The following is a 14,435-nucleotide window of genomic DNA, read 5'->3' as shown; positions in this document are numbered from 1 at the left end:
AGCGGCACCTGCAGTGTTGTCGAGTAGTAGTTGCCGAAACCAGTCGCAGGGCACTCTGCGACCAAGCGTTGGTTTACCTAGTTGAATATAGCACCAGCGGTGCAACAACGGCAATTAGCAATCCGGCTCGGATTCCCTGCACAATGCCGCCGATACTCACCCCGACCAACGCCACCCTTCCCCAACCCGAGGGACGCTGTTGTCTAGAACTTTCCCTGCCGGGATAAATCAGCACTCGACGCCCCTAGCGCCTAAGGGATTCCCGGCGCCATCGAGGATCGGTTTGGGAGACGATCTCCTGCTCCAAGTCCTTGCGATGATGCTCAGGAACACATCGAATTGTGTAAAAAAACGCCGCGAAGATCTTGCAGCGAAAAGCCGCTGCTGCCTGCACTACCACGGAAAATATAGACAGCACAGTCTACTAGACGGTTCAAATCCTGTGCTAGCGTTAGCGCCAGCAGTGTGCACGACGGGTATCCGATTCCCAAAGCATAAATCGCTGCACACCACGAACTGTCCTATGAAGAAAACGCATACATCACAGCTGGTGCGCGACGACTATCAGCAGCAAACTACAGCTGCCAGTCAGCGCGCTGCGATGAAAAAGGAGTAGCCATGTCCCGTATCTATCAGTCCATCACCGAAACTATTGGCGGCACCCCGCTAGTTCGGCTTAATAAACTTACCGAAGGGCTTGCAGCTGACGTGCTGGTGAAGCTGGAATCCTTCAACCCGGCTCACTCGGTGAAAGACCGCATCGGTTTGGCGATTATTGATGCAGCCGAACAAGCAGGCGATCTCAAACCTGGCGGCACTATTGTGGAGGCCACCTCCGGCAACACAGGTATTGCTTTGACCATGGTCGCTACCGCCCGCGGCTACAATGTGGTGCTCACTATGCCGGAGACCATGTCCTTAGAACGCCGGGTGATGCTGCGCGCCTACGGGGCAGAGATTATCCTCACCCCCGGTTCAGCGGGAATGCAGGGCGCGGTGGATAAAGCCAATGAGATCGTCGCCCAGCGTCCGGGTGCAATATTGGCCAACCAATTTGCCAATGAAGCAAATCCGAAATTTCACTACGCCACCACCGGTCCTGAGATTTGGGAAGACACCGACGGCAAAGTCGATATTTTCGTCGCCGGGGTCGGCACCGGTGGCACCATCTCCGGGGCGGGCAAATTCTTAAAGGAACACAATCCAAATATTGCACTTTACGCAGTGGAGCCGGCCGAATCTGCCCTGTTGACCACCGGCAAAGCAGGTCCGCACAAGATTCAAGGGTTGGGTGCCAACTTTGTGCCGGAAAATCTCGATCGCTCACTGTTGACCGACGTTATTGCGGTGAGTAGTGAAGATGCGATTGCCACCTCGAGGAAACTCGGCTCCACGGAGGCGATCCTCGGCGGTATTTCTACCGGCGCGAATGTGCACGCCGCCCTTGAGCTTGCGAAGCTGGAAGAAAATCGGGGCAAAACCATCGTCACCGTGGTGTGCGACTATGGTGAGCGCTATGTTTCCACAGTGCTCTACGACGATATTCGCAACTAGACGGCCGGTTCAGCACTACGAAGACGCGTAGCCGAACAACTTCGACGCCGAACGGCGAAGGCACAGAGCAACAACTCGCCGCGACCCGGTGGGCACAAGGCTTTACCCACTGACTGCGGCAACGCCGAGTAGACACGGTGTGAACAAGTGTTTTGCGCAAGCCTGCTTTCCGCCGGCACTGACGAAACTGCCAACATGACGCCGACGGGCGCCCACCATCTTCCTGCGACAAGGTGGCCGCACGTCGGCGTTGTGCTGGTTTACTCCGCACCGACTTATGCCGCAAATGGTCGACCATTGCAGTCCCATAGCTTTCACCTTGCTCCCCGGCAAGACCGCCCAATAGCTCCTGCAGCCGCAGCCGTTGGTACTGTTTGAAAGTATGTTCCGAGTTTTGCAGACCATGCGGGAAGATCTCGTCAACGCCCGCGCCCACGATCCGGCTGCCCGCGGCGATATGGAAAACGCCATCGTATATTCCGGGCTGCATGCGATTTGGTCGCATCGGGTTGCGCACTGGCTCTGGGTGCGCGGCATGAAAGGACCTGCCCGCATATTGGCGCAAGCAACTCGGTTCCTCACCGGAATTGAAATCCATCCCGGGGCAACAATTGGCCGTCGCTTCTTTATCGATCATGGCATGGGTGTGGTCATCGGGGAAACCGCTGAGATCGGCGACGGGGTGATGCTCTACCACGGGGTGACATTGGGTGGTCAGGTGCTCACCCAAACCAAACGCCACCCCACTTTGGAAGACAACGTCACCGTTGGGGCAGGTGCCAAAGTGTTAGGCCCTATCACGATTGGCTGCGGTTCTGCGATCGGGGCGAATGCGGTGGTAACGAAAGATGTGCCACCAAACCATATTGCGGTAGGGATTCCCGCGGTGAATCGGCCACGCAAAACGGAAGAGTGCAAGAAACTCGTCGACCCGGACTTCTATATTCACCGGAATAAGCCTGCTAGTGACGGGCTGTACAGCTAGACCTTGCCTGCCGCAAAAGCAACACAATCCTCAACCCCCGAGGAAACACCAACGCCCAGGGCTCTTGATCACCAGCTGCGGCGATACCGAGTCCTGGGCGGAAACCAAGGTAGTGATGTATTACTCTGCTGCGACGAGGTCAGCGTACTGCTCATTCTTCTCAATGAACCCGGCCACCGCGGAACATGTTGGCTTCACCTTCACCGACTTTGCCCGAGCCTCCTCAAGCACCGCCGCAATCAGCTGCTTGGACAGACCTTGCCCGCGGAAGGACGGATCCACGACGGTGTGTTGCAGGTCCCACACCCCATCTTCCGCCACGAATTGCACATAGGCCGCGGCCTTGTCGTCGACGGAAAGATAATACCGATGCTGCTGCTCGTCAAAGCTCACCGTGATGTTGCTATCAGCCATGATGTGACTCCTCAAAAGGTGAATAGAACTAACACTGATATAGCTCGCCCCATCGCCCCACCTTGGTGCCTCTAAAACATGAAGCTGGCAGCCAAGAATCCGCGACAGATACGTTCGAAGAGTTCGGACAACCCCGCCGCCTAGCGACGACTGTCTCACTCCATGGGAAAGACTAGCGAACCCCGTGTATGGCCTGCGAGCAAGTTGCGCAAGTTTTCACATCTCCCAAGTTCAAGACACCCCAAATACCCCAATAAAGGGGCAGCTTTCCCCACATTGCGGTGCGGCACCTCGTGGGGTTTCGCACCCCCACTTAAACAATGTTCGCGTATCAGACCTGTTGCGGACAGCCGCCTATCGGCAACTCAGACATGCGCACCGTGGCCGGGTCGCGTGCAACGCACCCGCGGTACAAGCCAACCCTGATCGCACCCGCAGGGCGGGAGAACTACACCCACAGTGCTGTAAACGGCGCAAAGGGAAGATTCCTTATCACTAGCCACAAGATGACTACCACCAACGTCACGTTCGCTGTGTAGCGCCCGTTTTCCCAGGTAGGGATCCGTCCCCCACACAGGCGCACAATCCACGCCAGATACGCCCACAACAACAACCCGAGGGCGACCAATGCCACCGCGTTATAGGCAGCAGCTGCCAGCAGATCCCCGTGCATGAGGCTGTACAGCATGCGGCAAGCACCACAACCAGGACAGCACAGACCAAACACGAACTTGGAAGGGCACACTGGGATGATCCCGCCAGGGGTGGTCGGGTCGGCAGCGTTCACCACGAACAGGGCACTTCCTGCCGCAGCCCCGACAATGATCGGCTTCCACAACTGTCGAAGCCTCCGCGAACTAGCAGGTGTGCACGCTTGTCCTTGCTTCGCCGACACTGGTCGCTGATGTGGCGCCGGCACAGGTAGTTGGTGAGTCATAATGCACGTCCTTGTAGCACAACGATGCAGTGTTCTGTGCAACCCGGTGTGCGACGAGAACCATCAATGGTATTAGAGCATCATCAACAGCAGGTGCAACGGTGTAATTCCCGGTTCCCGCACCCGGTTCACGGTAGCGTGCAGCGATCCCCAGAGGGGACACCTGCATCTTCAGGCAGCTAATACAGCGGGTGTACTACACTGCCCTTCACTCCACGGCACAGCGAAGTTGTGGCCTAATAATAGCCGGCGACAGAGGCTAAACCACCGAGCAGGAAAATGACAAGATAGAGCAGGGGGAAGACAAGAACCCCAATAGCGCTGTAGATGGCAAATTGTTTTGCCTTCTGGGAGTTGTCCATCGCTTCCTGATAGTTGCCAACATTCCAAGCGCTATCCACGCGGGTGGAGTAGACGATGCTGACGATCCCCAACGGCAAACAGCAAAACAGCGTCGTCAAAATAGCCCAAACAAGATAGTTCTCCGGCTTCGGTACCGGTGGAACTGCTGGAAAACCCTGGTTTGGGTAACCGCCGAATGCTTGGGCGTTTGGATTGTTGAACGCATTTGCTCCAGTGTTCATCCCGTTGGCGCCGTTGCCGCCCTGTGGGAACTGTGGGAACCCGTTATTATTCGACGGATCTTCAGGGGTAGTCATAAGGTACGAGTCTTTCGATAAAACCAACAATTCACTCAACAGCCACCCCAGTGGAAGCGTCTGCCGCCCCTACTTAGGAATTTGCTAAAAAGTGAAAATAAACTTCACAGAGAAGGATGAGTTTACGCAATGAGGTAGCTGTTGCACGAATTGCTGGGCTCTCCTTTGGGGCGCTGCGGGGGTGCAGGAACGGCACCACCAGCCCTTACCGCGCTCGTATCCCGCAAACCCTGCGCATTGTTGATCAGCTAATGATCTGTGCCAGTTCGCCCGCGAACACCCTGCCGGGACGCATTGCAAAAGCTCGATGGGGTTGCCCGGCCAACAACGAGGCAAAAAATGGATTGGCACCCTTTGCTTTCCTAGAGATGTGCTGTTGACTGAGGAACACTGCACACATTCGCCCACCTGAGACTGACAAGCAAAAACCCGGTTCCATCAACGATGAAACCGGGTGATTGTGGCCAGACCCAGGATCGAACTGGGGACCTTCCACTTTTCAGGCGGACGCTCTACCGACTGAGCTATCTGGCCAGAACAACAGTGTTGTTCTGCGACCCTGACGGGACTCGAACCCGCGACCTCCGCCGTGACAGGGCGGCGCGCTAACCAACTGCGCCACAGGGCCAGATAATTTACTTATCTTGCATTACACAGCAAGGCATCTTGCCGTGCAACGAAAAGAAAGCTTACACAACATCGATGCAAGCAACAAATACCCTGCCCAGCGCCCTATTTACAGCCATTTCAGCTGCCGCAACGAGCAATAAAATCGGCAACTACCACCAAGAAACACTGCGCCCACAACAAGGCCACCAAAGATGTTATTTGCCAACCTTGCCGAATTGCACCCCTGCTACTACCGCAACAGCACATTACGCGCCCAATGCAAACGATCCGGAGCGTAGCTTTCACTACACTCCGGATCGTTGCTATGAATGTTATGGCGACCCTGACGGGACTCGAACCCGCGACCTCCGCCGTGACAGGGCGGCGCGCTAACCAACTGCGCCACAGGGCCATATGGAACATTCCATTGTCGCCACAAAGCGTTTCCGCCTTGCTAGCGATATACACAGTAACACGCCCTACGCAATCATCCTAAACAGCTGTTCAGAGACTATTTTTCACGAACATTCGTCGCGCAGATATGCGGCAGGCAACGCACATCGCTGCCGCTTCATGTCGCACTGTGCGCTTCCCCGCCCGACGCTGAAGGTTGCCTCCCCGAGCTAAAGCACGAATGTCGGAGTATTGCACGCGAGGCTCCCCATCACCCCACCACCCCAGCGCAGAAAAGATTCACCTGTTCGGGCACAAACCTCGTTCTAGCGATCGTTCTCACTCATTTACTTTGCCCATCGCGGGGTAGATCATTCTCGCTTCTGCACCGGCTCCAACCCCCTGCTTGACTTGCCTCACTACCTGTATGGCACCTCGTGCAACCCGCCAGAGACACCTCAGCCCACTCTCAGGCCAGCAACAGCCGCCGACGTAACCATTGTGGCGATTTTCACTCTTTCGCCACCCTGCACAGCCACCCACCACAGTCACAAACAACGTTTTTTACCCCCGTTTGGTACCTCACAGTGAATAACAACGAAAGAGCATCAAATTACCGATCACCCTTTAGTTTTCTCCATCACCACAGTGGCGAGGAACCGTTTTTCCAGCATATCGGGCAAATTAATCGTTGGTTCCACTCACCAATCATCTGTATATTGCCAGGTGGATAGCGCAAGGTTGTCCGCAAGTGAAGTGCGCCAGGCCGGAGCATGATCCTTGCCCACAGCAACAACCCTGCGCCCAAGCTCCCAACCGAAGAACAACCTAACGATTCCGTGAAGGATGTAGATGTTCCACAACACTTCTTCTGTGTCGCGGCACAGATCACGCATCATGCGACGCGCTGGGGCAGCGGTGATGGCAGTGGTGCTGTTTACCGCAGCTCAACAGCAGGCTGGCGTGCCCCGCAGTTATGCTGCAGACACCCACTCAGTGAACTTGGGTGAAGCCACAGTCACACTGTCGGATGCCACCGGCGAAACCGGTACCGGCACCGTCGTCCAGTCCGAGCTCACCATCACCTGTACGCAAGGTTCCTGTGACGATCCAGTAACCGTGCAGGTGCAGCGTCCCGATAACATCGCCCCTGATGCGGAACTTTCTGTCGCATCTGAGGCGGAAGCCACCATCAAAGATCCGCAAAGCGCTAATCCGACGATTACCTTTACCAAGCTCATCAACCACAACGTCATGACTCTGACGTGGCCGGTGAACGATAACCCGTCCTTCCCCGGCACCCGTCCGATACTGTGGTCGGCTGCTTACAAAGATCAAAAACAGTCCTCCGAGGCAACCTCAACGATCACCGGCAAGCTCGACAATGTCCTGGCCAAAAGCAACAGCGAGTACCAGGCCACCATTGGTAGCTATATTTTCTACGATCTCACCTACCGTCGTTCCGGGACGACAGGTGTAATCGGTACCCTCACCGACAAACTGCCGGAAGGGCTCGAATTTGTTCGTTTCCTCAACACTGACCGTGGTGAAGTGAACGTCGATCCGGCAACCCGCCGAGTGACCAACCCGAAGGCAGTCTTTGACCGGGACGAGGAAGCGATCCTGAACTCCCGATATATCTCCTTCGACAAAGCCAACAATGAGATCCGCATCGATGTGGATACTAACGTCGACCAGGTGCTGTCGATGCGCGGCAATGAACGCTTCCGCGTGCGCTATATCGCCAAGGTAGTAGGCAAGCCAGCAGGTGATGCGAAGTCTTATGTCAACACCTTGCAATGGGCCGATGGCGTCACCCAGCTTGACGGAACCACCCCAGTACCGGCGGACACGGAAGGCCTTGGCAAACCTGCGACCTCTGACGTGCTGGCAAGCGACAAATTGAACGGCTATGTGAGGAAAAATGGCTGGGGAGAGCAAGAGGGCAAATCGCCAAGCCCGAATAATGGTTCTGGCCTCTACACTGTCGGCCTGCGTCCTGCCGCCACCGGCCCGGTTGATATTGTCGACGAACTACGTCCGCAATACTGCCTCGAATGGACCGATACAACGGCCTACAAGTCGCAAGAATGCGAGCAAGGTGCTTCCTTTGACAACAACAAAGTGTTCTTCGAGCCAACCGTGCTTGTGTTCGACGCAGTAACGATGGAAGTCAATGGGGAAATCACCCGAGCACATCCTGCCGCACGGATTACTTTTACGGCTGCCGATGGTTCTTCTCAGACGGTCAGTCTCGAAGAGGAAGTCACCACCCAAAACCGTGAGCTTGCGGTACCAAACGGTATCAAACCAGTGAAGATCGAAGTCCACATGGACGAGCTGCAACAAAATGCAGGCTTCCGCTTCCGTATGGAAGGTGTTCCGCACCTGCCTGCTGAAGTGTTTGCGGCAGACGCCAGTGGTGCCAGCCGGGAAACCGTTCAAGTTTTCAATGACTTGTCGGCTACCTTCCCAGACAGCACTGGACAACCCAACACCTTGGAGACGACAGCCTATATTCAGGTGCGCCAGTCGGTGAACGCCCCAGAGCTGCGGCTGGAGATCACCGATAACCGCTTCGGTGCAGTCAACGGCCAAGAACCTGCACCCGCCAAGGTATCGGTGCGACCGGTGAACCTCTCAGATTCACCAGAAGACATCTACTCGCCGTTTATCGTTGCTGCGGTTCCTCCAGGATTTACCTTCGATGTCGATAGTGAAGGCAAATCTGTGCTGCCGGTAGCTACCGCAGCACAGTGCATCGAGGCGCAAGGCAATGTCGACCAGGATTTCCCGTCGAATGTCGCCTATGATCCGCGGGAAGTCACCTTCACCAAACTCGACACCACCACCCCAAATGGTGGTGAACTGTGGACGCTTACTGTGCCGTCGAACATGGTGATGCGCGGCAATGTGGTGGAAAATTTCAATTGCCGCCTCAATGTACCGCTGAAGACTGTCGGTGCGATTGCTGGGAACTACAAACAGGAATCGTTAAGCGATCCGCTTTCACAGCTGAGCATGTTTATCACCGCGGCTGACCCGCAGACCGTCATCGTCGACAAACCTGATACCTACTTGCAGCTGTCAAATGAGCTCACCTGTGATGATGCGCTTGTTTCCTGCGACACGGAGAAACGCTACTACCGTGCAGGTGTGGATTTGTTTGTTGATCGCTACTCCAGCGCAAATGTCAACAAGTTCGCTACCGGTGACAAGGACGAAAAAAAGAACATCACGGAACCGACGCAGAAGTTCCCCACCGATGGGAACAGGGAACCGACCTCGTTTGCTTCCAAAGATGTCACCTTCACCCTGAATGTGGCGGTCAATGGTTCCATTCCGGTCAAGGATTATGTGCTCTACGACGCACTTCCTGCCGCCGACTGGGTAGCACTCAATGCAGAGTCAGTTGATCAAGCAAAAACGACGGGACGCGACAGTGCGCCTGATCTGGTGCCAACCCTGAAGGGCAAACTTGACCTTCCAGAGACCCGCTACTTTGACAAGCAGCAAAACCGGTGGGTGTCAGGCAAGATTCCGGGCACGATCTACTACTCCACTGACATGAACCCTTGCCGCCCAGAGATGGGCAACGAGGCAACGGAGTACCCGGCGAACTCCGGCTGCACGGAATTCAATAGCAACAACGACTGGGTGACCGAAGATCAAGTCGAGGACTTCGCAGACGTGAAGTATCTGCGGATCGCCTTTGATCCGACATTCACCGGTAACTTCGACATTCCAGTTCCAATGGCGATGCCTACGACCACGGTCGATGGCAAGGCGATCACTGGCGAGGGACATTATGCGGTGAACCGCATCGCATCCCGTGCGACCTCCGAAGACGGCACTCCTTTGTCGACGATCCGGCCAGCAGTAGCCATGGTTGAAGCCGTGTACGATTCGACCGTCACACCGGAACCGACGGAGCCTACGGAACCGACGAAGCCTACGGAGCCTACGGAACCGACGAAGCCTACGGAACCGACGGAGCCTACGGAGCCAACGGAGCCGACAGAGCCAACGGAGCCGACAGAGCCGACCGAGCCTACAAACCCGACGGAACCGACTACGCCAACGGAACCGACGGAGCCGACGGAGCCAACCGATCCGACGGAACCGACGAAGCCGGCGGAGCCAACGGAGCCAGAGCCTTCGCCTACCACTCCGACCACTCCAAATACGGACGACGGAGAGAACACCAAGGATAAGCCTGGTAAAGAAACGCCAGGCAGCAGCAACACTGGGGGTTCCTCAATCATTCCGTGGCTCGTGCCACTGATTCCGATTGCGATTATCCCACTGCTTCCTGGTTTGAGCTCTAACGGTTCATCGGTACCGCCGCTGGTTCCTGCAACCCAGTTACCAGCTGTGGTTCCTGCTCCGACACCAGCACCAGTTCCTGCGGAAAATCCGCATCCTGAGGCAGCCAAGACTCCAGTGTTGGCAGTCACCGGTGCTGACGTGACCGGGCTCGCACTCGGCAGCCTGGCACTCCTCCTTGCTGGTTTGGTTCTTCTCGCCCGCAGTCGTCGTCGGCAGTTGTAATCCATAACCACCTTGTGAGCATCGAGGCTTTGCACTCAATGCTCAAATGGTAAAAACGCACAGCGCACGTGGCAGGTAGTTTCCTGCTTCGTGCGCTGTTGCAATTTCAGGGTTCGATGCTTGCGGCGCCAAATGGAGTGCATGGTTTGCGAATAAATCAGTGCTGTGCATCCCGGCTGTAATCACCATGAAAAGACGAAGAGTCTCAAAGAGTCGCCTTGGGGCCTGTACCGAAGCGCTTTACCGAACACCGTCCATGTCACTGTTCCAGGATAAAATTCGCTGCACAAAAATCAGCGGGTATTCCCCTGCGAATGGTGGCAAGGTACCTTCTGGACGTTCAGTTCTACTGCGGAATTTTCCAATTGCCGATGGTGCACTTCCGGCCGCGAGGATTCGCTAGGAGAGTCAAAGGCTGTAGCATTTATCTGTCTGGCCAACTGTTGCGAGTCAGGCTACCGGAATCAAGCGTTACCCCGCAGAACCGACGTGATAGCTGCTGGGAACGTTGAGCGTTCCCGTATCGTCCTTGGATCCGAGTCGATCCCCTCGTTGGCTGGAGAGCACGAAGCCGACGAAGCGGGCTTGCTGGCATGAAACATCCGCGCAAGGGTCAACAATCGTGTACCAGTTTCGTGTCTGTGCAAATTGCACCATTTCAATAGGGCTCTGGCCAGCGAAAACTCTACCCCACTTTGTGATAGACACTGGCGCAATTGGGGTTGCGGGTACTGTGTGGTGCCGCCATTCGCCGGCGCAGCCGGATGGAAAGAGGCTGTGCAATTTTCGGCACGCAGCGTATCTCACCGCCCGTGCTACCACCGGACATTAGGGTTGCCCACTGTTGGTGCAAGACCCGGATCAACGAATCTGACCCTCGCTGCGGCGTCAGCAAGCACCACGGCTTTGCGCCCCACTATTGACGATCGACTGCTGTATTTTTTCGGGCATTTACGAGATGAAACAACTGCCGTGTTTGAACTGCTCCCCATAATCCGGACTGAGCAATCAGAAAACCAGATTGTGGGGAGTTTCAATGCATCCACGCAGCAAACTCAGTCAGACTCAGCGTGAGCTAGCAGTCGATCTCTTCGAGGAGGGTTACGGCGCACGTGCGGTAGCTACCCGTCTAGGGGTCAACCGTGACCGTGTACTTCGTCTCGAAAGAAGGTTTAGGCTACATGGCAGACTATGTCTTGTGAGTAAACCATCGAAGAAACAGTATTCTTTTGACACGAAGATGGAGATCCTTTGCCGCTATAAAGCCGGCGAAACAAGGTTTGATCTTGCTCAAGAATTTGGGTTGTCATCGCCGGACCTGATTTCTCACTGGGCGTGGCAGGTAAATAAGGGTGGTATCGGGGCGTTGCGACCAAAACCCCCACAGCCACCCCCACCCCCAGACACACATTTTGTACCTTAACCCTAACCCGAACTTAAGGAGTTGGTTATGGGTACGAAAAAGCCCCCTACCTGGCGTTTCAGGTAGGGGGCAATTGTACTCCCAACGGGATTCGAACCCGTGTCGCCGCCGTGAAAGGGCGGTGTCCTAGGCCCCTAGACGATGGGAGCTTTGCTTTCCAGGGGGCTTCCCTGTCGGCTCCAATAATTTAACCCACCACCTACCAAGAACACAAATCGCCAGGTCAAGTGCCGATTTTTTAGAAAATATCTGAGGGGATCCCCTCGTCCCGAGTCAGGGCTTACCGGGAATGAATCGGTAAGCTAAGCAGCGGCTTTCGCCGCGAATTCCCGTGAGGTCAGATCCTCTAGGAATAATAAAGGTGCCCCAGATTGCGCTCCCCACGAAAGCCGCCGATCAGCGCACGCGCTTGAAGCCTCGTATCGAACACGTGCCGCTGCAGGCACTCATAACGGCGACCCCGACGAAAGGAGTCCACGAAACCACTAGTCCACGGCCTACCCGGCGGGATAAAACACATCTACACCTTCTCGCACATAGCCCAACAAGCCAGCGCGAGATACATTCGTGCTCATTGTCCATCCGCAGGAAGTCCAGCACACCCCACTGCCTGCAACAGGCGGATCAGCGCGCCGCCCCAATGATCAGCGATCACCGAACATTCGACCACAACATTCAGCGACATACTGTGTATTCGTCGATCTCGCAAGGGCTTCCCATCAGCAGTAACCTGGAAACCCAAGTCAAATACTCCACACCTGGTGTGGTGTGGTGTGGTGTGCCGGGCACCACCGGCTCGTCCACAATGCTTACGCTAGTCCGCCACGTTAGGCGGATCCCCTTTTGAGCAAGTCCTTCCTCCCGCCATAACCGCCATACCTTTTCTCGGTTGATCGCCATGCCCTCGGCATGAACACACACGCGTACGCCCGCATGAACCCCGCACACGGGTGATTAAGTGCGTACTCCCGCAGCATCCGACGGAGGTGATTATCCGGGTCGCAGGTGGTGTGTTTTCTAAAGAGTGCACTGCAACCTGCTGCAGGGCATACACACCTAGCAACAAGCCTGACATGGCCTTAAGCCCCAGGGGGCCTCGAAGTTTTAGGGCTGCCCGGCATTGAGCCGCCGGGCTTACAACTTTTCCCTTCGCGATCCCCTCGAGCGGTTGCGCATGTAATACCTGATCAGCCAACAGGCTCTTGAAGCGGGCGTTTTCATTTTTGAGGGTTTTAAAACTCTTCAGCGCTATCGATGCTCATGCCACCGTACTGGCATCACCAGTTAAACAACGTAGCCGGGAAGATTCCAATGCCCCTGCCGATCTCATCGTTGTAACAGCCTTTAACCGCCAACATATCGGCTTCTTTGGGCAGGCGGAGGAACCGTTCGGGGATTGGGCGAGTTCGTTTCGCCGCAGGTAGCCCCCTACCAGGTCTGGCACCTCTTAAAAGGACACCGAGGGATCCCCGTCGCCGATTTCAGCGCTTCGGCTAATCGGGGGCGACGCGCTGCCATTCTCTTCAGGTGTGGTTTGTCTGCGCTTTACCCCTGTCCGTGCTAGTTGGAATCATTGCCATTAAGGTATTCGACATCACACTTAGTGACCAAAGTCACAAGGGGTGATCCCAACTCCGGAACCCAAGATTTGGCTTAACAGCCCCAAGCACCAAAGGAGAAAAGCATGAAGATGCTAGCGCCAACAAAAGCTATCGCAGCAGCAACCGCCATCACGCCATACGCACACGCAAGTGAAGTGGGCGACGATGGAGTCTCTGTCCAAAAGGCTTCTGCCCCAGCCCCGGCACAGAACGTCTACGCACCGCGAGACACAGATGGCGCATCATGGGCACCTGGTGGCGCAGGCGCGACAAACTGGCTCTATGTCAAAGGCGATGGCCTGAACGTACGTACTGCAGCTGTGGCGTACATGGCAGGGTCAAACATGATTCAAAACAATGCATGCGTTGATGAGTTCGAAATTGCCTACTACGAAAATGGGCAACGAATCACCGAAACCGCTGGCAGCAACTGCGCCGTAGGCCGGGTAACGCACCGGTTTGACCTTTACAAAGACGTGGATGCACACACTCCCTTCTGCGGTCGAGTCCGTGTCGGCGAGAACTGGGGTAACTACGCGTGCATCAACATCCTCCCGTAACGCTATGATCGGCCCCATCGAAGCACTACTCATAGCAGCCATTCTCTTCATTCCTGCTCTTATCATTTTCATCGCCTTCAAAGGGGCAAAGCATTTAATGAAGCTCCAGAGAGACGTTGAGCAAATATCAAAAGAGTTAAAGAATAGGGAGACCTAAAAACGGTTAACGTAACCAGCCGGCGCAGGAGTCGTATTTATGTCTTCTGCGTCGACTTTTTCGTAGTTAAAGATGCAACTGCAATAACCAAGACAACGTTACATACGGCATTGACAGGGGCGGAAAAGTCGCAGGGGGCGGGCTATCCAGCCGCGCTGCCTAAGTTGGCTCACGTGCATGTGTTAAGGAGGCTCTGCACAAAAGTAAGTGCGTGGGAGTGAAGAACCTGCCTCAACCCAGGGGTACGACACCGAGCAGCAGATCCCCCGAAAGCCCCAGGGCTACTGCACCCCACCGCCAACACAACTCGATACAAAAGACGACCCTTGTCCCTAAGTAGAATGTAAATCGCTAACAACAACCACAGGGAACGAGATCCTTGGATCGCTGATACCACCATCACCACCCCAGCCACCGTCGATGCCATCTAAAACGGGAATCGACAGCAGGTCTACACCGACCATCACCACGACGAGCTGATCCCCATATTCGAGCTCGTTGATCGGCAGCCACACACACGCCACAAACCAGCATCAGACATCGCAGGGGCCGATCATCGGTGGAATTTACATCATCAACGACTGGCACTGAC

General features: G+C 55.5%; 12 protein-coding genes and 4 tRNA genes. 6 read left to right on the top strand and 10 right to left on the bottom strand.

Annotated elements, in window-relative coordinates; all coding sequences use genetic code 11:
• The first annotated feature begins 618 nt into the window (after positions 1 to 618).
• The gene (gene cysK / locus CCHOA_RS01955; protein WP_123926185.1) at positions 619 to 1,554 is read left to right on the top strand and encodes a cysteine synthase A; all 936 of its coding nucleotides are present in this window, start codon (positions 619 to 621) and stop codon (positions 1,552 to 1,554) included.
• Positions 1,555 to 1,936: 382 nt separating this feature from the next.
• Complete coding sequence (gene epsC / locus CCHOA_RS01950; RefSeq protein ID WP_123926183.1) at positions 1,937 to 2,539, top strand: serine O-acetyltransferase EpsC; 603 nt, start codon at positions 1,937 to 1,939, stop codon at positions 2,537 to 2,539.
• 120 nt (positions 2,540 to 2,659) lie between these two features.
• Here the strand turns inward: epsC and CCHOA_RS01945 are convergent, their stop codons facing one another.
• From CCHOA_RS01945 to CCHOA_RS01920, 6 genes are all read right to left on the bottom strand, one after another.
• Positions 2,660 to 2,953 carry a GNAT family N-acetyltransferase gene (locus tag CCHOA_RS01945; RefSeq protein ID WP_123926181.1) on the bottom strand — a complete coding sequence of 98 codons (294 nt, stop codon included), beginning with the start codon at positions 2,951 to 2,953 and terminating at the stop codon, positions 2,660 to 2,662.
• A 448-nt stretch (positions 2,954 to 3,401) separates the two neighbouring features.
• On the bottom strand, positions 3,402 to 3,890 hold the full coding sequence (locus tag CCHOA_RS01940; protein ID WP_123926179.1) for a DUF2752 domain-containing protein: 489 nt from the start codon (positions 3,888 to 3,890) through the stop codon (positions 3,402 to 3,404).
• 236 nt (positions 3,891 to 4,126) lie between these two features.
• Positions 4,127 to 4,549 carry a CD225/dispanin family protein gene (locus CCHOA_RS01935; protein ID WP_245992169.1) on the bottom strand — a complete coding sequence of 141 codons (423 nt, stop codon included), beginning with the start codon at positions 4,547 to 4,549 and terminating at the stop codon, positions 4,127 to 4,129.
• A gap of 461 nt (positions 4,550 to 5,010) precedes the next feature.
• Positions 5,011 to 5,083: transfer RNA gene (locus CCHOA_RS01930), tRNA-Phe, on the bottom strand.
• A gap of 20 nt (positions 5,084 to 5,103) precedes the next feature.
• A tRNA-Asp gene (locus CCHOA_RS01925) sits at positions 5,104 to 5,177 on the bottom strand.
• A 316-nt stretch (positions 5,178 to 5,493) separates the two neighbouring features.
• Positions 5,494 to 5,570: transfer RNA gene (locus CCHOA_RS01920), tRNA-Asp, on the bottom strand.
• 854 nt (positions 5,571 to 6,424) lie between these two features.
• Between CCHOA_RS01920 and CCHOA_RS10835 the strand changes: the two genes are divergently transcribed.
• On the top strand, positions 6,425 to 10,102 hold the full coding sequence (locus tag CCHOA_RS10835; RefSeq protein ID WP_221339802.1) for a hypothetical protein: 3,678 nt from the start codon (positions 6,425 to 6,427) through the stop codon (positions 10,100 to 10,102).
• 471 nt (positions 10,103 to 10,573) lie between these two features.
• Here the strand turns inward: CCHOA_RS10835 and CCHOA_RS01910 are convergent, their stop codons facing one another.
• Positions 10,574 to 10,759, bottom strand: coding sequence for a hypothetical protein (locus CCHOA_RS01910; RefSeq protein ID WP_123926177.1), 186 nt, complete (start codon positions 10,757 to 10,759; stop codon positions 10,574 to 10,576).
• Between the two features lie 541 nt (positions 10,760 to 11,300).
• Here CCHOA_RS01910 and CCHOA_RS01905 point away from each other — a divergent pair.
• Positions 11,301 to 11,525: a helix-turn-helix domain-containing protein gene (locus tag CCHOA_RS01905; RefSeq protein WP_123926175.1), complete on the top strand. Its 225-nt coding sequence runs from the start codon at positions 11,301 to 11,303 to the stop codon at positions 11,523 to 11,525.
• 76 nt (positions 11,526 to 11,601) lie between these two features.
• On the opposite strand, the gene CCHOA_RS01900 is transcribed toward CCHOA_RS01905, so the two are convergent.
• Together CCHOA_RS01900 and CCHOA_RS11170 are read right to left on the bottom strand one after the other, a co-directional pair.
• Positions 11,602 to 11,674 (bottom strand) — tRNA-Glu (locus CCHOA_RS01900).
• A gap of 197 nt (positions 11,675 to 11,871) precedes the next feature.
• A complete protein-coding gene (locus CCHOA_RS11170) occupies positions 11,872 to 12,045 on the bottom strand; it encodes an integrase core domain-containing protein (RefSeq protein WP_123926173.1) in 174 nt (57 codons plus the stop codon).
• 682 nt (positions 12,046 to 12,727) lie between these two features.
• Between CCHOA_RS11170 and CCHOA_RS01890 the strand changes: the two genes are divergently transcribed.
• Together CCHOA_RS01890 and CCHOA_RS01885 are read left to right on the top strand one after the other, a co-directional pair.
• Entirely contained in the window at positions 12,728 to 12,949 is a 222-nt protein-coding gene (locus CCHOA_RS01890) for a hypothetical protein (protein ID WP_123926171.1), read from the top strand.
• 266 nt (positions 12,950 to 13,215) lie between these two features.
• Entirely contained in the window at positions 13,216 to 13,686 is a 471-nt protein-coding gene (locus CCHOA_RS01885; protein ID WP_123926169.1) for a hypothetical protein, read from the top strand.
• A 489-nt stretch (positions 13,687 to 14,175) separates the two neighbouring features.
• On the opposite strand, the gene CCHOA_RS01880 is transcribed toward CCHOA_RS01885, so the two are convergent.
• Positions 14,176 to 14,367, bottom strand: a complete 192-nt coding sequence (locus CCHOA_RS01880; RefSeq protein ID WP_123926167.1) for a hypothetical protein — start codon at positions 14,365 to 14,367, stop codon at positions 14,176 to 14,178.
• Between the last annotated feature and the right edge of the window lie 68 nt (positions 14,368 to 14,435).

Source organism: Corynebacterium choanae (assembly GCF_003813965.1).
Lineage (GTDB): Bacteria > Actinomycetota > Actinomycetes > Mycobacteriales > Mycobacteriaceae > Corynebacterium > Corynebacterium choanae.
The sequence above is the reverse complement of the archived record's forward strand: the minus strand, read 5'-3'. Positions and strand labels throughout refer to the sequence as shown.

Coding starts and splice junctions, on each gene's coding strand:
- CCHOA_RS01910 (WP_123926177.1), bottom strand. CDS start 10,759: ATGGTGCAATTTGCACAGACACGAAACTGGTACACGATTGTTGACCCT.
- CCHOA_RS01935 (WP_245992169.1), bottom strand. CDS start 4,549: ATGACTACCCCTGAAGATCCGTCGAATAATAACGGGTTCCCACAGTTC.
- CCHOA_RS01940 (WP_123926179.1), bottom strand. CDS start 3,890: ATGACTCACCAACTACCTGTGCCGGCGCCACATCAGCGACCAGTGTCG.
- CCHOA_RS01885 (WP_123926169.1), top strand. CDS start 13,216: ATGCTAGCGCCAACAAAAGCTATCGCAGCAGCAACCGCCATCACGCCA.
- CCHOA_RS11170 (WP_123926173.1), bottom strand. CDS start 12,045: ATGTGTTTTATCCCGCCGGGTAGGCCGTGGACTAGTGGTTTCGTGGAC.
- cysK (WP_123926185.1), top strand. CDS start 619: ATGTCCCGTATCTATCAGTCCATCACCGAAACTATTGGCGGCACCCCG.
- epsC (WP_123926183.1), top strand. CDS start 1,937: ATGTTCCGAGTTTTGCAGACCATGCGGGAAGATCTCGTCAACGCCCGC.
- CCHOA_RS01945 (WP_123926181.1), bottom strand. CDS start 2,953: ATGGCTGATAGCAACATCACGGTGAGCTTTGACGAGCAGCAGCATCGG.